Source organism: Ferruginibacter sp. SUN106, from assembly GCF_050611765.1.
Lineage (GTDB): Bacteria > Bacteroidota > Bacteroidia > Chitinophagales > Chitinophagaceae > Ferruginibacter.
Map to the genome: position 1 here is coordinate 59,685 of NZ_JBODJC010000006.1, position 16,094 is coordinate 75,778.

Consider the following 16,094-nt stretch of genomic DNA (forward strand, 5'->3'; position numbering starts at 1 on the left):
ATTCACGCCCTAATTGATCCATCTGTTCAAGGCTTTCTCATCCGCACTTATCTTACCCAACACTTTATATTTACTCTTGCCTAACACCCAGCTTGCTGCTGCTTTTTCTTTCTGCACATTCCTGGTGCCAACAAAAGTGGAGTGTATAAAATAAATTTCGGCTCCATCATTATAAATAAAACCTACGTGGTTATCTAATCCAACAATGTACAGACCGAAGCCTTGTTGCTGTACCGCCTGGATGAATTGATCAATGGAAACATTGCTGAAACGCTGCACATATTTTGGTTGAATTAAAGCTGTGACCATTTGCTCCGAAGCGCATTGCGCCAGTTTTATTCTTGCAATGGGTAAGCCGGCATCCCGTAAAACGGTGGTGACAAAATACCCACAGGCAATCTTTCCTTGCTGCGGTATTTCGCTGGTACCATTAAAATCCCAGGCGGTACCTATCCAGCTGGGTATAATAGTTTCAGCAGCTGCGCCGGTAAAAATTTTCTCTTTTTGTGATTTGGATAATTTATTCCAGCCGGTTTTGTTTTTTTGTTTAAGCAGTAAGATCGATTTTTTGCAGGAATCATAATCTAATACAGTAGCTAAAGTTGCAGCAGCAGAATGCCGGGGCAAAGCGCTTGCCTTTTGTTTTTCCTTATCAGCACAGGAAATAAATAGTATGAAAAGAAGAGGGAAGAAAATAATTTTCATTTTGTTGAGCTGCTCTTTAGATTCAGGTACAAATAAATTCCACAAAATTATTTTCAGAGATCTTTTATCATCCAGATATCGCAACCATGATGGCCGCTGTCGCCCAATGGGTTTTCTAAATAAGTGAAGCCCATTTTTTCATAAAGTGGCACTGCTATGTTTAATTCGGGCAAGGTTTCAAGGTACATTTTAGTATAGCCCAATTCTTTAGCAGCAGTAAAACATTTTTCTATTAATAATTTGCCCAACCCTTTTCCTCTTGCCACATTGCTTAAATATAATTTTACTAATTCACAAGTGCCGGCAGGCAAATTCTGAGTAGGATAGATGCCGCTGCCACCAAGCAATACAGCATTATCTTCAGCAACAAAATAAATACTTCCCGGTGCTGTAAATACCGCAGATAAATTATCAGTAGTGGGGTCAAAATAAACAGTGCCGGGTTTATTGGCTTTAAATTCTTCCAACGAATTGCGGATGATTTTTGCCAGTGCGGTATTGTCATGCGGCTGTATTGTTCTTATTGTAACAGTGTTCATAAATTTAATAGGTGGCGACAGCTGTAAATTTTAATAGGTTGCCATTATTGTCTCTTATGCTGAATTCTTTTATGCCCTTAGGTTTATCTTCTAATTTGCCTTTGATGTTTACAATACCTAATGCTGAAAGGTCTGTGTAAAGGCATTCAATATCGGATACTTTGATATAACAACAGGAATGTTCGCAAAGTTTTTTATCCTCACACAAAAAAAAATGTAATTCCGCATCCCCTTTTTTCATGATCACATAACCGCCCTGGTCAAAAGCAGTAAAACCAAGTTTACTTTCGTAGAACATTATTGTGGCTTCTATGTTAATAGCTGGTAAAACAGGGATTACTTTTAATATCATCTTGCTTTTATTGTAAGTTAAGATACTGTGTTTTAAAAAAATATTCTACTTTCGATTCAAATTAACCATTTAACCTTTTGGCAGAAATTACAAAATATAGTGAAGAAGAGCTGGTGGCGCAGTTGCAGGACCGTAATCAGCAGGCTTTTTCCTACTTATACGATAATTATGCTGCAGCTTTAAACGGTATCATTTACCGGCTGGTGGAAGATAAAGAGCTTGCCGAGGATATTTTACAGGAAGCCTTTGTGAAAATATGGAACAATTTTGCCAGTTATGACACTACCAAGGGACGCCTTTTTACATGGATGCTTAACCTTACCAGGAACCTGACTATAGACACTTTACGTAGCAAAGGGTATAAAAAGCAGGGCAAAATCTCTGGCGACGAAAATTCCGTAAGTAATTTTACTGATAATAAAGCCATTGCTGAAAAGTTTGATGCACTTGGGATAAGAAAACAGCTAAGTAATTTAAAACCAGAGCAGCGGAGTATTATTGACCTGGCTTATTTTAACGGTTATACCCAGGATGAGATATCCAAAGAGATGGGTATTCCACTGGGTACCGTAAAAACAAGGATGCGGTCGGCCATTTTAGAATTAAGAAAAATGTTGCAATAAAATTGGAACTACAAGATATCATATCATCCGGTTTACTTGAGCTTTATGCTGCAGGACTCACTTCTCCAACAGAAACGGAGCAGGTAGAAAACTGGGTAAAGCAGTATCCGGAAGTTGCCGCAGAATTAAATGCGATTCAGTCGGGCATAGAAAATTATGCACAGTCAAATGCCATTACCCCGGCCGGTAATATTAAAGACAAAATATTTGCCGCTATAAATACAACTCCTCAAATAAATACAGTTGCCAATACAGTTGTTATTACTGATATGGCCAAGGTGGTAGGTATCAGCAGCGGCTGGAAATGGGCTGCGGCTGCATCAATTGCATTATTGATTGGCAGTGCTGCAATGAACATGGTGTACTACAACAAATATGATACTGCAAGTAAGAGTTTGCAACAAACACAACAACAACTGGCGGAAATAGCAACACACGATACTGAAATGAAAGGGGAAATAGATTGGGTTAAAAATCCCAACAGCATGCCTGTTTCATTAAAAGAAACTGGTACAAAACCGGGGACTACGGCAAAAATTTTCTGGATGAAAAATACCACTGAAGTAATGGTGGATGCCAGTAATTTACCTGATGCTCCTGCAGGTATGCAATACCAGTTCTGGGCTATTGTAGATGGTAAGCCTGTTGATGGTGGATTGATCATCACTAATGATAAGGGTAAGAAATTCCGCATGCAAAAAATGAAATCTTTTGGCAGGGCAGAAGCCTTTGCGATCTCCCTGGAAAAAGAAGGCGGCAGTGCCACACCAACTGAAGTGGTAAGCGTAGGTAAAATAATTTAATACGCTCTTCTTCCTGTAAAATCTCCTTTTAAAATTTCTTTCCTTCCGTCTTTTGTAATATTGTTTTATTACTGGTGAACTATTGCAAAGTATTCTTCCACAAAAAATATTTTTATAAAAATTCAATCCAAAGTTTTTCATCTGCCGTAAATGTTTCTACAATAAATAATCAAAAAAAACTTAAAAACACATTTATGAAACAGATTAAGAAATTTCTTTTTGGTGCAATAGCAATCTTGTTTGTTAATGCATCTTTTGCTCAAATGGAAAAAACAGTTATGGTTGGTGGTGCTGCTATGTATCCATCAAAAAACATTGTAGAAAATGCAGTGAACAGTAAAGATCATACCACTTTAGTTGCTGCTGTAAAAGCTGCAGGTTTAGTAAGTACTTTACAAAGCGCTGGCCCGTTTACCGTATTCGCACCTACTAACAAAGCATTCGACGGATTACCTGCAGGTACTGTAGATAATTTATTAAAACCAGAAAGCAAAGCAGCTTTAACCGGTGTATTAACTTATCATGTTGTTGCTGGTAAATATACCTCAATGGATTTGGCTAAATTAATTAAAGCAGGTAATGGTACTGCTACTTTAAAAACTGTAGCCGGGGGTAATTTAATGGTAATGATGAAAGGTAAAAAAATTGCAGTTAAAGATGAAAGTGGTAATGTAGCTTACGTTACTATTAAAGATGTTAATCAAAGCAATGGTGTGATACATGTAGTTGATCATGTATTGTTGCCAAAAATGTAATTACTACACTAAGGGTAAACATAAAGGCTCTGTTCTGCATAAGAACAGGGCCTTGTTTTTTTACCGGATGTAAAGAGTAGCATCACAAAGTTTATTTTAGTATTTTTAAACTATGATAAAAGTAAAACACATTGTTGCTGTATTAATTTTTTCATTACCGTTTTATGTGGCGGCACAAAATTTTGGCGGTAATGCACCATCAATAAAATGGCGACAGATCAATACCCCCAAAGCAAGGGTGATCTTTCCTGTCGGGTTAGACAGCCAGGCCAACCGTATTGCGAACGAAGTATTGCTAATGGATAGTGCTACATCAAAAACAATTGGTGGCCACCAGCGCAAGTGGAATATTGTTTTACAAAATCAAACTACGGTACCCAACGCTTATGTACGCATGGCACCAATTATGAGCGAACTATACATGACGCCGGGGCAGGATAATTTCAGCACAGGAAGTATACGGTGGGATGATAATCTTATCACTCATGAAAGCAGGCACATGCAGCAGTTCAGTAATTTTAATAAAGGGCTTACAAAAGTGTTTTCCTTTTTTTTAGGTCAGGAAGGGCAGCTATTAGCGAACGGTATTTTTTTACCGGATTATTTTTTTGAAGGAGATGCTGTATGGCAGGAAACGTTGGTGAGTGCCCAGGGAAGGGGAAGAATGCCATCATTTCTTAACGAGTTTAAATCGATCTGGCTGGCCAACAAGAAATATCCCTGGATGAAATACCGCAGCGGGTCTTTAAAAGACCTGGTGCCCGATCATTATCCTATTGGTTATATCCTGGTGTCTTATGGGTATGAAAAATACGGGGAAGATTTTTGGAATAAAGTAACAGAAGATGCGGTAAGGTTTAAAAGCCTTTTTAATAAAGCCATAGAAAAACATTCCGGCGTGCCGTTTAAAAAATTTAAAGATGATGCGATAAATTATTTCAGAGAAAAATCATTCCCGGCTATGGGAAAGGGCATGGAATTTACGATGCCGGGATATCTTACCGGGGTAAAAAAGAATAATGTTATTGATTACCTCTACCCCAATTTTATCAGCGCCGATAGTATTCTTGTAACAAAAAAATCTTATAAAGAAATACCAGCGTTTTATATTTTGGTAAATGGCAAGGAAGAAAAAATAAAAGTAAAAAATTATACCATTGATGATTATTATTCTTATAACAATGGGAAAATAGTTTACGCTTCATTCCAGGCCGATCCAAGATGGGGCAACAGGGATTATAGCGTGATACAGTTATTGGATATAAAATCTAAACAACAAAAACAACTGACGTTTAAATCAAAATATTTTTCTCCTGATATCAATACTGACGGTAGTGAAATACTTGCTGTACATGTAAGAACAAATGGTACTAATAACCTCGATCGTTTGGATGCAGCAACAGGTAAAGTAGTTGCAGAAGTTCCAAATCCCAATAATTATTTCTTCACACAAACAAAATATATCAATAGTAATTCGGCAGTATCTGCAGTACGTAATCCTGCAGGAAAAATGGCATTGATAACAGTTGATCTCTCCACAGGTAAAACAGAAAATATTACCCCCTTCTCATTTAATGTCTTAGGCTATCCATCAATAAAAGGCGATACGGTTTATTTCAGCATGATGACAACCAATGCGGATAATATTTTTGCAGTAACATTATCTGAGCATAAAATTTCCAGGTTGACCAATAATCTTACGGGTTCTTATCACCCGGTAGTAAATTCAAAAAATGAATTGGTGTATGCTTCTTTTACAGCGGCTGGTAACCGCCTGGCTAAAACAAGTTTGGCCAAGGCAGAATGGCAAAGTTTTTCTGAAACAACTTTTGCCAATGTGCCTGATAAATACGCTACCAATGCATTGCAAAAAAATGGAGCCGGTGCCTTATACGCTTTAGGTGAAAATAAAAATCCTGCAACAAAATTCAGGAAATCATTTCAGTTATTTAATTTTCATAGCTGGCGTCCCGTAGTTAATGATCCTGAGTATGGCTACATGGTATACAACGATAATGTGCTCAGTAATTTCAGCAATAATATCAGTTATACTTACAACTATAATGATAAAAGCCACACGGTTGGAATCAATACTGTTTTCGCCGGATGGTTTCCCCAGTTAAGTGTTGGCGCCGAAGAAAGTTTTAACCGGACTATTGATACTGCTTTAGGTAAATCAGTTCAATTTAATTCTGCAACATTTAAAGCCGGGTTTGCTATTCCTTTAAATTTTGTTGGCGGCCGTACCAATAAATTTTTAAATTTTGGTGCAGGCTATAATGTAGAGCAATACTATTATCGTGGTGTAACAAAAAATGTTTTTGATAATAAAGCTATTGATTACGCTAATGCATTTTTTTCTTTTAGTAATGTGAGCCGGCAGGCAAGGCAGCATATTAATCCACGTTGGGCACAAGCTTTTTCATTGAGTTACAGAGATGCATTTACTTATAAGGATAGTCATAAGTTTGTAGGAAGCGCTGCATTGTATCTTCCCGGTTTTAGTGTTAATCATAGTTTTGTTCTTAACGGCGCTTATCAAAAAAGAGATACTTTGTCTGATCTTTTCAGTAATACTTTTTCTTATGCAAGAGGATACGAAGCGTTGAGCACAAGGCGTATGTATAAACTGGCAGTCAATTATCATTTTCCGATATGCTATCCCGATTGGGGTATTAATGGTATAGTTTATTTTCAACGCATAAGAGCAAATGTATTTTATGATTACAATAATGCACAGGCAAGATTGTATTATTCTAATGGCACTAACTTACTTACCGAAATAAAAAACCGTAGCACCGGCGGAGAATTGTTTTTTGATACTAAAGTATGGAACTCTTTACCTGTGAGTATTGGTGTACGCTACGCACACTTGCTGGACACTGATCTCATAAACCCTGGTGTAAAAAACAGGTGGGAAATTATCTTACCCATCGGGTTGATCCCAAATTAAAAACCGGTTGCAGGGCAACCGGAATAATTTTTTGAAAGCAATCTATGTGCAGGGATTTTACGCAGCGTTTAAATGCTCCAGAATTTCATCCATTTGAATACCGCTATGACTTTCGTCGTAAATGCATTCGCCGTTTTTAATCAGGAGTACCTGTGGTGATTCGTGGTATACACCAAAGTCTTCTGCAATTTTAGAAGATAATTGACGATGTTTTACCAGGTCCAGGTAATAGAAATCAACAGAATCAGGGGTAGTGCTTCTTTCTAAACGACTTTTAGCCATGCTGCTGATAGCGCAACGGGTGCTGTGTTTAAAAATCAATTGCGCTTTTTGTTTGCTTAATTCTTTTAAGCTGCTCAATTGCTGCTCATCAATCAGATCTATCCAATTCATAGAATAAATGGATGAATTAATGAATGATACCTTCGGTACCCGGGCATCCCGTTTTACGGCTGCTTGCGCAACTATTAAATACAGCTGCCATCAGGGTTAGCAGTACAAAAGCAAAAAATAATCTTTTCATTGTCTAGATTTTCGGGTTAAAAACTTTAATCTTGCAAAGTTTATATTAGTGCAAAGATAAATTACCAACGGTAAACGGCGAAATATAGTAAATTATTACCTTGCGCCCTTAAATACTGTGAAAACTACAGTAATTTTAGCTTATTTTTCAATAAAATATGAACTTAACCCCTAATCATGTTACAACTTACACGCCCTATTGCATTTTTTGACCTGGAAACTACCGGAGTAAGTCTCTCAACCGACCGGATTGTAGAAATTGCTGTAATTAAATTGTTACCGGATGGAAGCCGGCAGGTAAAACGAAAATTATTGAATCCACAAATGGCCATACCAAAAGCCTCCAGCGATATACATGGTATTACTGATGAAATGGTAAAAGATGCTCCTACTTTTAAGCAGGTAGCTAATGAAATAAAAATGTTTATTGATGGTTGCGACCTTGGGGGATATAACAGCAACCGTTTTGACATTCCGATTTTGATGGAAGAATTTTTAAGAGTAGGGCTTGATGTTGACCTGAGTAAAAGAAAGATGGTGGATGTGCAACACATTTTTTACACTATGGAGCCACGTACTCTGTCAGCTGCCTATAAATTCTTTTGCGCAAAAGAATTGGTAGATGCTCATAGTGCCGAAGCTGATGTAAATGCAACCATTGATGTGTTTTTAGCACAACTGGAAAAATACCAGAACCTCGGTAATACAGTAGAATCTGTTTTGGGAGTGATCGGAGAAGAAAAAATTGTGGATTACGCACGCCGCTTTGGATACGACGACAAGGGTGTGGAAATCTTTAATTTTGGTAAGTTTAAAGGCAGGGCCGTTGGCGAGGTATTAAAGGCTGAGCCTCAGTATTATGACTGGATGATGAGGGGAGATTTTCCGCTTCATACCAAGCAAAAACTCACTGAAATATTTAACAAGACCCTGTTAAAAAACAACTAATTATCCCCGTGTCCCAATATCTGTACAATCCATTACTGAAATTTTTGTAAATTTGATCTTGTTAAAAGCATGATTTGGAAAAATTAGTTATTATACCTACTTATAACGAAAAGGAAAATATCCAAAATATTATTGGTGCCGTAATTGGTTTGGGTAAACAATTTCATGTGTTGATCATTGATGACAATTCTCCTGATGGCACTGCCAACATTGTAAAATCTTTATTTGCAAAATATCCCGGGCAATTATTTTTAGAACAACGCCAGGGCAAACAAGGTTTAGGCACCGCCTATATTTTTGGGTTTAAATGGGCTATTGAAAAGGGGTATCGTTTTATTTTTGAAATGGATGCCGATTTTTCTCATAACCCTAAAGACCTGGAACGTTTATATGAAGCCTGCAAACAAGGTGCTGACCTTGCCATTGGTTCAAGATATGTAAAAGGTGGTGCTGTTGAGAACTGGCCTGCCAATCGTATATTTTTATCTAAAGGAGCATCAGTGTATACAAGGATGATCACCTGGATGCCTGTTAAAGACCCTACTGCCGGTTTTGTATGTTATAAAAGAGAAGTTTTAGAAGCGATTAATTTAGATGCGATCTCTTTTGTGGGATATGCATTTCAGATTGAAATGAAATTTGCCACCTGGAAATTAGGCTTTAAAATAACTGAAGTACCCATTACTTTTATTGACAGGGAATTAGGGGCCAGTAAGATGAATAAAGGCATTGTACAAGAAGGTATATTGGGCGTACTACAGCTTCGCTGGCAAAGCCTGTTTAAAAATTACCGCAAGAAAGTTACCAATACTGATTATATCAACTCAGTGTCTTTTCAGCAACATGAAGTAATGCTGGAAAGAAAGTAATTACACATAGCGTCGGTGACGCTTTTAGCGGTCTGAAGCCTTTCAGATATCGCCAATAATAGCAACTTCCCATTTCTTTTTTTCTTTCCATTTATGTAATTCCAAAAATGGTTGCATCAGTATAACAAACCAACTGTTATGCAGCAAATTCAACTCTCTATTCCTGAGCCTTGCCACGAAGATTGGCAAAATATGAATCCCACAGAACAAGGCCGTTTTTGTAATGCCTGCGCAAAACAGGTGATTGACTTTAGTACAATGAGTGACAGGGAAGTGTTGAATTATTTTGCTACAATAAAAAATGAAAATGTTTGCGGCCGGGCTTATCCCGATCAATTGGAAAGAGCTATTACAATGCCCAAAGACCCAAAGAAAAGATTGTTCTGGCATTGGAATTATATTACGATGTTGTTTTTATTTTTTAGTAAAACGAATACCGCAAAAGCGCAGATTGGGAAAGTAGCTTTTAATTCTTCAAAATTGGATAGCATAAAAAAAACGGATGTTAGTAATGCTTTGAGTGGCAGGGTTAGAGGTATTGAAACAAGAAATGATTATGGCGTAATCAGCGGAAAAGTTAAAGACGTAAATAGTAACCCTATCCCTTTTGCATCGATAAGAATTAAAGGAGAAAGTAGTGGTGTTGCAGCTGATGCTAACGGAGTTTTTACTATCAAGGGAGATAAGAAAAAAAATATTCTCCAGCTAGCAGCAGTTGGTTATATTCAAAAAGAAATTGTGTTAGATGGGTTAACTGATTTCAATTTTATACTTATTAAATCTACAGTTAAGGATCCACAGATTGTAATTACTGCAGGCATGATGATAAAAAGACCTGTAAATAAAATTTTAATTGAAAATATCAATATTCAGATAAAAGATAACGCTACTTACCAGCCAATTGATAAAGCAACAGTTATTTTAAAAAGAACGAATAGTGAGAAGATGGATTCTGTTTTCACTACTGGTAAGGGAACGTACAAATTAAAAAATATTTATAAAGACGAAAGCTATTTAATTAAGATAACAGCTGATGGGTACCAGGAACAAACAATGGAAATCAGGATTGATAATCTTGACGGCAGCAATATTACTAAACAAGTATTTTTAGAAAAAGCGGCAGTAGCTACTGATTTTAAAAAAATGGATTCGGTAATCATTCTTTCAAATATGCCACATAAAATAAAATGCACAATGGGAGCAACCAGTGTGGTAATGGGGGCTGCAATTTCGGAGGTGACTGTTGAAAGAACATTTTCCGATTCTATCAAATCTGTTGCAACAAAAATTACCGGTGCTTTAAAAATTTCTCCTAACCCGGTGCAAAAAGGTAATGCCATTAAGCTTACGCTAAAATTAAAAGAGACGGGTGTATTCAATATCCGGATCACAGATGCCGCCGGAAGAATTGTTGTGCAAAAACAATCCATCGCAACAACAAAACAGTATATAGAAGAACTGCCCACCAATAGCAGTTGGGGTAGTGGTATTTACTATGTAAGTATTTACAGCAGCAATCAAAAAATGATCAGTACCAGCAATTTTATTATTCAGTAGTTTGGTTGTGTTTTATGCCGGTCATGATGTTTACCTAACAGAGTAATCCAAAAAAGGAACATCGGACCGGTTTTTTTAGGTGTCTGACGGTTTGGAACCGTCTGATACCTACATGGTCTGACGACCTAGTCTGACCATGTTAAACTTAAATAGGCGTCTGATGGCTTAGAACCGTCTGACGCCTATTTAAACGCCGGATGAAACTGCTCCAATGTATTTCTTAGATACTCTCTGTCTAAATGGGTATAAATTTCGGTGGTGGTAATACTTTCGTGCCCCAGCATTTCCTGTACGGCACGTAAGTCGGCACCACCTTCCACCAAATGCGTGGCAAAACTATGCCGGAAGGTATGAGGCGAAATACTTTTAGTGATGCCTGCTTTTTTAGCCAGCTCTTTTAAAATTAAAAATACCATCACACGGGAAAGCTTGCTGCCCCTGCGGTTTAAAAATAAAATATCTTCCTGTTCTTTTTTAATAGGGATATGCACCCTGATATTTTCCCTGTAAATTTTAATGAATTTAATAGCATCACTGCCAATAGGTACTAATCTTTCTTTATCGCCTTTACCGATGACTCTGATAAAACCAACATCCAGGTACAGGCAACTGATCTTTAAATTCACCAGTTCACTCACCCTTAAGCCACAGCTGTATAATGTTTCCAGCATGGCTTTATTGCGGCCGCCTTCAGGTTTGCTCAGGTCAATTTCTGCAATGATCTTTTCTATCTCAACAAAGCTTAAAGTATCCGGTAAACTACGTTTTAGTTTTGGTGCTTCTAATAAAACGGTAGGATCGATAGTGGTAATTTGTTCCAGCAGGCAATACTTGTAAAAGCTGCGCAGGCCCGAAATGATCCTGGCCTGAGAAGAAGCCGTCATACCCAGTTCTGCCACCCATTTTACAAACAGCTCTAATTCTTTAAGGGTTACTTTATCAGGGGATTTAATATCAGTTTGTAACAGGAAAGTGGTAAGCATGTCGATATCATGCAGGTAGGCTTCCACAGAATTATCTGCCAGCGATTTTTCAAGCTGCAGCCAGGCTTTATATCCTTTTTTGTAAGCGTCCCACATACTTTTGTACAGACTGTGTTTATTTAAAACAATTATACACTATTTTCGTTGCTTAAATTTAATAAGCACATTTAAAATTTATTATGCAGCCAGTAAATCTCCGTTCCTTTAAGAAGCAAGTGAATCTTAATAAGAGAAGGATGAAAACTTTTCTTACCAAAACCGAAAATAATCCGCCCCGTGGATTGGATAAAATGACTGCTGCTTTAGAACCTGAAGTTTGGAAAGAAATAGATTGTCTTACCTGTGCCAACTGCTGCAAAACGATGACGCCAACTTATACCACGGCTGATATAAAAAGAATTTCGGCGCACTTTAACCAAACGCCACAGGAGTTTAAAGACCAATGGCTGATCTATGAAAAGAGAGACAAAGATTGGCAAAACAAAAAACAACCTTGCCAGTTTCTTAATCTGAAAGATAACAAGTGTTCTATCTACGAAATACGGCCATTGGATTGTTCCGGCTTTCCGCATTTGCCAAAAAAGAAAATGACGGATTATATACACGTACACAAACAAAATATTGAATACTGCCCGGCTACTTATAAGCTGGTAGAGAAGATGATGGAAGCAGCAGGGAAAGCGTGATCCTTTAGTTACGAGTTACGTGTTATTTGATTGTTTGCGAAGAATTGTACTCCTGTTATCAAACCAACAATCAAATAACACGTAACAAAAACAACTCGTAACTCTTACAAAAACACGTCTTCAATAAAAAAATACTCCACCGGTTCGTTTTTTAAAATGGTAATGGAAAGAATATCAAACTGAATTCTTTGCCATTGGGGAAACTGGTACAAATATTCTTCGGAGGCATTAATTAAATTCCGGATCTTCTTTTTTGAAACCGCTTCTTCCGGATGACCGAATTTTTTGGTACATCTTGTCTTTACTTCTATAAAGTGTAATACATTTTCTTTTGCTGCAATAATGTCTACTTCCCAGTGACTATGCCGCCAGTTTTGGTGGAGTATTGTAAAGCCCTGCCCCGTAAGATGGAGCACTGCCATTGCTTCGCCGGTAAAGCCTGTTGTATTGTGATTTGCCATTGTGTATGTAAGGGTTGCCAACCTTTTAAATACTTACAAGTCATAAATGCCTGTATAAAGGTTGGCAACCCTGTTAAAAAAGCTGCACGAAGTAATTAACAGCCTGAGGATAATTGAGGCTGTAAAATGATGTGAGGAAAAAATTATTGCCTATTTTTGCACAAATAACTATAGAAATGAAGGCTCAAAACAATAAGTTGATATTTGTAGCTACTGGTCTTATACTGGTGGCGGCGATTGCAAGATTACTTCCTCATCCGCCAAATTTTGCACCTATTGCTTCCCTGGCAATTTTTGGAGGTAGTGTAATTGGAAATAAGAAATATGCAATCATTCTGCCTTTAGGCGCTTTGTTGTTAAGTGATATTTTGTTTCAACTGTTTACCACTACACCTGGCTTTTACGATATCAGTCAATCTTTTGTATACGGGGCATTTATACTCATCACATTTCTTGCCACCAGGATAAAAAAAGTGAATACACCTAATATTTTGTTAGCCTGTGTTTGGAGTGCAGCTATATTTTTTATCCTTTCAAATTTTGGCGTTTGGTTAACCGGACAACTTTATGCAAAAACATTTACCGGTTTAGTGGAATGTTATACAGCAGCTTTGCCATTTTACAAAAATGAATTCTTTGGGAATATGCAATTAAATAGTGTGATGAGTAATGTATTTTTTACAGGGTTACTTTTTGGAGCCTATTCATTAATTAAGAAAACAGTAGTGTCAACAAATACACAGTTGGCTTAATAGCATAAATGTATTTTTAAAAACTGCCCTCCAATTGTTTTGGAGGGCAGTTTTTATTTAGGTTGCAATTGCGCAAACCAATATTTTTCGTGTACTATTTTTTCAGTAACAGTTACTTCAATTGGCGTTGCAAAAAGCGGGCAATCCAAAACTAACGTATGAAATTCGCCATTCTCCCCACAAACATCCACGCCGGCATTTCTTAATTCATTTACGCATTGTTTATCTATAACCCGGCCTAAAAAATCAGGCCCCAGTATTTCGTTGCAACTTACAATCATTGTGGTAATGCCTGCATCAAGCATTTGCATTACCAGTTGTTCTCTATCTTGTTGCCATAATGGTAATAGGGCTGTAAGGCCGGCATTAGCACAAACCTTTTCTTCCCAATCACGATGTGGCTGTAAATCTATATCGCCAAATACAGCATGCGTTAAATTGTATTCAGTTTTAAGCTGGCTTAATGCCTGGGTAAAATTGGTTTCATAATCCGTCCAGCTGCTGGCAATTAATTGTATAGGTAAATTGGCTGCTGTAGCCTGCATTTGTAAGATTGCAGCAGGAATACCATGACTGCGGCTGATCTTACCGGCTTCATTTAAAACATTTAATAAAACGGTTGGAGTATAGCCATCTTGTAATGCCTGCATTAAAGCAAAGCAACTGTCTTTACCACCGCTCCAGCTGCAGAGAATATTTTGATTATTTTTTTTCATATTCATTTTCTTCATACCATTCATCAATGGCCAGGTCTTTTCCGTCAGCAGCAGTAGTGGCTAATTCATCGCAACGATTATTAAAAGGATTGGTGGCATGGCCTTTAACCCAATGCATGGTTATTTTAAAACGCCTTGATACATTGTAATACTGTCTCCACAAGTCGCTGTTCTTTTTACCGCCTTTAAAATTGGTTTTTATCCAGGTGTTCAACCAGCCTTCACTTATTGCTCTTACCACGTACTGGCTATCAGAATAAATATGTACAGGGTGTTCTATTTTAGTTAATGCCTCCAATGCAGTGATCACTGCTAATAATTCCATGCGGTTATTAGTGGTAAGACGATAGCCTTTTGATAATTCTTTACGGTGATTGCCAAACATTAAAATAACACCGTAGCCACCGGGCCCGGGATTGCCTCTTGCAGCACCGTCAGTATAAATTTTTATCGTGTTCAATAGCGTTATTTATTTCGGCACTAAGTTAACTTTATGAGCAATGGAGAAAAAATAATTTTATGATACAACAAAAAGAGTGTTCCGTATTTATGGAACACTCTTTAAAAAAATATGGAATTGCAGTTTACCTGTCGATTGAACCCAAAACTTTTCTCATGAAATTATTGGCGGCATCTTTTTCGGGCATACCGTCAGCTATCATCTGGTGTACTTCCAATGCACCGCACATATTGGAGATCAGTTCGCCAATCACATCTATCTCTTCACTTTTTAATGAAGCGGCTTCTGATGTATTTTCCAATACTTTAATGGCTGTTTCTATTTCTGCAGCAGTAGATGTTCTCTGTATCTGCCTAATTACGGGTAGCTTCATCAATTAAAGTTTTTAGTTGTTCTTCTTTATTGGTTTGTACCTGGTTTAATAAAATACCATTTTTAAAACTTGCAAAAGTGGGCAGGTTGTTCACACTGGCCAGCTTACGGGAGGCCGGAAATTTTTCTGCATCCACCATTACAAAAGTGGCATTGGGTTGTTCGCCTGCCAGCCTTTTAAACTTGGGTTTCATTAACCGGCAATTACCACACCAGCCAGCAGAATATTGTACCAATACTGTTTCGTGCTGTGCAATTAATTGCTCTAAATTATCTTCTGCTAATTCAATCATTTCCATTTTATTAATTATTTGAAAAATATTCTGCCACTCCTTCAGTAGTAGCTTTCATTGCTTCCTTACCTTCTTCCCAGTTAGCAGGACAAACCTCACCAAATTTTTCTACGTGCAATTGGGCATCTATCAAACGGATATATTCGTCAATATTTCTGCCCAAAGGAAAATCGTTTACAGATTCATGACGCACAATCCCTGTTTTATCAATGATAAAAGTACCACGGTAGGCAATAGGCGCTCCGGAAAAAGACCAGGTCCTGGTGTCGTTATTAAAAGCATATTCACCGCCCAGTACACCATAGTTTAATGAAATTGTTTTTGCGGTATCTGCAATTACAGGAAAGGTTACACCTTGTATCCCGCCATTATCTTTTGGTGTATTTAACCAGGCAAGATGCGTTTCTTCTGTATCAGTAGAACAGCCAATTACTACAGTATCTCTCTTCTCAAACTCCGCCAGTTTTTCCTGGAAAGCATGAATCTCTGTAGGACATACAAAAGTGAAATCTTTGGGGTAGAAGAACAGTACCACATTTTTTTTACCGATGTACTGCTGAAGGCTGAAATTTTCTACGATCTCTTCGCCATTAATTACTGCACCTGTTGAAAAATGGGGTGCTTGTTTACCTACTAATGCCATATATTTTGTTTTAGTTTTTTACAACATGTTATACTGTGCATATCGTTATAATATCACAGGTATTTCCAAAATAGCGGCAATAGTTTCTGAAAAAAAATATGA

At 37.5% G+C, this 16,094-nt stretch carries 20 protein-coding genes; 9 read left to right on the forward strand and 11 right to left on the reverse strand.

Going from position 1 to position 16,094, the window contains the following annotated elements; genetic code table 11:
- Positions 1 to 9: 9 nt before the first annotated feature.
- Genes ACQ334_RS22555 through ACQ334_RS22565 form a run of 3 tightly spaced genes read right to left on the reverse strand, consistent with a single transcriptional unit; the run spans position 10 to position 1,596 of the window.
- Entirely contained in the window at positions 10 to 705 is a 696-nt protein-coding gene (locus ACQ334_RS22555; protein ID WP_430990547.1) for a hypothetical protein, read from the reverse strand.
- Positions 706 to 758: 53 nt separating this feature from the next.
- Positions 759 to 1,244 carry a GNAT family N-acetyltransferase gene (locus ACQ334_RS22560; RefSeq protein WP_430990548.1) on the reverse strand — a complete coding sequence of 162 codons (486 nt, stop codon included), beginning with the start codon at positions 1,242 to 1,244 and terminating at the stop codon, positions 759 to 761.
- A 4-nt stretch (positions 1,245 to 1,248) separates the two neighbouring features.
- Complete coding sequence (locus tag ACQ334_RS22565) at positions 1,249 to 1,596, reverse strand: bleomycin resistance protein (RefSeq protein ID WP_430990549.1); 348 nt, start codon at positions 1,594 to 1,596, stop codon at positions 1,249 to 1,251.
- A 77-nt stretch (positions 1,597 to 1,673) separates the two neighbouring features.
- On the opposite strand from ACQ334_RS22565, the gene ACQ334_RS22570 reads away from it, so the two are divergent.
- The 4 genes from ACQ334_RS22570 (at position 1,674) to ACQ334_RS22585 (ending at position 6,730) form a co-directional block, all read left to right on the forward strand.
- Positions 1,674 to 2,219 carry an RNA polymerase sigma factor gene (locus tag ACQ334_RS22570; RefSeq protein ID WP_430990550.1) on the forward strand — a complete coding sequence of 182 codons (546 nt, stop codon included), beginning with the start codon at positions 1,674 to 1,676 and terminating at the stop codon, positions 2,217 to 2,219.
- A gap of 2 nt (positions 2,220 to 2,221) precedes the next feature.
- Complete coding sequence (locus ACQ334_RS22575; RefSeq protein ID WP_430990551.1) at positions 2,222 to 3,022, forward strand: anti-sigma factor; 801 nt, start codon at positions 2,222 to 2,224, stop codon at positions 3,020 to 3,022.
- A 194-nt stretch (positions 3,023 to 3,216) separates the two neighbouring features.
- Entirely contained in the window at positions 3,217 to 3,777 is a 561-nt protein-coding gene (locus tag ACQ334_RS22580; RefSeq protein WP_430990552.1) for a fasciclin domain-containing protein, read from the forward strand.
- A 112-nt stretch (positions 3,778 to 3,889) separates the two neighbouring features.
- A complete protein-coding gene (locus tag ACQ334_RS22585; protein ID WP_430990553.1) occupies positions 3,890 to 6,730 on the forward strand; it encodes a hypothetical protein in 2,841 nt (946 codons plus the stop codon).
- Between the two features lie 57 nt (positions 6,731 to 6,787).
- On the opposite strand, the gene ytxJ is transcribed toward ACQ334_RS22585, so the two are convergent.
- The gene (ytxJ, locus tag ACQ334_RS22590) at positions 6,788 to 7,123 is read right to left on the reverse strand and encodes a bacillithiol system redox-active protein YtxJ (protein WP_430990554.1); all 336 of its coding nucleotides are present in this window, start codon (positions 7,121 to 7,123) and stop codon (positions 6,788 to 6,790) included.
- Between the two features lie 306 nt (positions 7,124 to 7,429).
- Between ytxJ and ACQ334_RS22595 the strand changes: the two genes are divergently transcribed.
- From ACQ334_RS22595 to ACQ334_RS22605, 3 genes are all read left to right on the forward strand, one after another.
- Positions 7,430 to 8,200, forward strand: a complete 771-nt coding sequence (locus ACQ334_RS22595) for an exonuclease domain-containing protein (protein WP_430990555.1) — start codon at positions 7,430 to 7,432, stop codon at positions 8,198 to 8,200.
- Positions 8,201 to 8,274: 74 nt separating this feature from the next.
- Positions 8,275 to 9,069: a polyprenol monophosphomannose synthase gene (locus ACQ334_RS22600; protein WP_430990556.1), complete on the forward strand. Its 795-nt coding sequence runs from the start codon at positions 8,275 to 8,277 to the stop codon at positions 9,067 to 9,069.
- A gap of 138 nt (positions 9,070 to 9,207) precedes the next feature.
- The gene (locus ACQ334_RS22605) at positions 9,208 to 10,626 is read left to right on the forward strand and encodes a carboxypeptidase-like regulatory domain-containing protein (RefSeq protein WP_430990557.1); all 1,419 of its coding nucleotides are present in this window, start codon (positions 9,208 to 9,210) and stop codon (positions 10,624 to 10,626) included.
- 182 nt (positions 10,627 to 10,808) lie between these two features.
- Here ACQ334_RS22605 and xerD read toward each other — a convergent pair whose 3' ends face one another.
- On the reverse strand, positions 10,809 to 11,705 hold the full coding sequence (gene xerD / locus ACQ334_RS22610) for a site-specific tyrosine recombinase XerD (RefSeq protein ID WP_430990558.1): 897 nt from the start codon (positions 11,703 to 11,705) through the stop codon (positions 10,809 to 10,811).
- Positions 11,706 to 11,845: 140 nt separating this feature from the next.
- On the opposite strand from xerD, the gene ACQ334_RS22615 reads away from it, so the two are divergent.
- Complete coding sequence (locus ACQ334_RS22615) at positions 11,846 to 12,295, forward strand: YkgJ family cysteine cluster protein (protein ID WP_430990559.1); 450 nt, start codon at positions 11,846 to 11,848, stop codon at positions 12,293 to 12,295.
- A 104-nt stretch (positions 12,296 to 12,399) separates the two neighbouring features.
- Here ACQ334_RS22615 and ACQ334_RS22620 read toward each other — a convergent pair whose 3' ends face one another.
- Positions 12,400 to 12,756 (reverse strand): YraN family protein, encoded by a 357-nt coding sequence (locus ACQ334_RS22620; RefSeq protein WP_430990560.1) that lies wholly within the window; start codon positions 12,754 to 12,756, stop codon positions 12,400 to 12,402.
- A 176-nt stretch (positions 12,757 to 12,932) separates the two neighbouring features.
- Between ACQ334_RS22620 and ACQ334_RS22625 the strand changes: the two genes are divergently transcribed.
- Positions 12,933 to 13,508 carry a DUF6580 family putative transport protein gene (locus ACQ334_RS22625; RefSeq protein WP_430990561.1) on the forward strand — a complete coding sequence of 192 codons (576 nt, stop codon included), beginning with the start codon at positions 12,933 to 12,935 and terminating at the stop codon, positions 13,506 to 13,508.
- A 53-nt stretch (positions 13,509 to 13,561) separates the two neighbouring features.
- Here ACQ334_RS22625 and ACQ334_RS22630 read toward each other — a convergent pair whose 3' ends face one another.
- The 5 genes from ACQ334_RS22630 to ACQ334_RS22650 form a co-directional block, all read right to left on the reverse strand.
- Positions 13,562 to 14,224: a diphthine--ammonia ligase gene (locus ACQ334_RS22630; RefSeq protein WP_430990562.1), complete on the reverse strand. Its 663-nt coding sequence runs from the start codon at positions 14,222 to 14,224 to the stop codon at positions 13,562 to 13,564.
- A complete protein-coding gene (gene rnhA, locus ACQ334_RS22635) occupies positions 14,211 to 14,684 on the reverse strand; it encodes a ribonuclease HI (RefSeq protein ID WP_430990563.1) in 474 nt (157 codons plus the stop codon). Before rnhA ends, ACQ334_RS22630 begins: the two co-directional genes overlap by 14 nt.
- A 124-nt stretch (positions 14,685 to 14,808) precedes the next feature.
- Positions 14,809 to 15,057, reverse strand: a complete 249-nt coding sequence (locus ACQ334_RS22640; protein WP_430990564.1) for a DUF6952 family protein — start codon at positions 15,055 to 15,057, stop codon at positions 14,809 to 14,811.
- Entirely contained in the window at positions 15,038 to 15,349 is a 312-nt protein-coding gene (locus ACQ334_RS22645) for a thioredoxin family protein (RefSeq protein ID WP_430990565.1), read from the reverse strand. The genes ACQ334_RS22640 and ACQ334_RS22645 overlap by 20 nt, the downstream gene beginning before the upstream one ends.
- Before the next feature lie 10 nt (positions 15,350 to 15,359).
- Positions 15,360 to 15,992 carry a peroxiredoxin gene (locus ACQ334_RS22650; protein ID WP_430990566.1) on the reverse strand — a complete coding sequence of 211 codons (633 nt, stop codon included), beginning with the start codon at positions 15,990 to 15,992 and terminating at the stop codon, positions 15,360 to 15,362.
- Positions 15,993 to 16,094 lie beyond the last annotated feature (102 nt).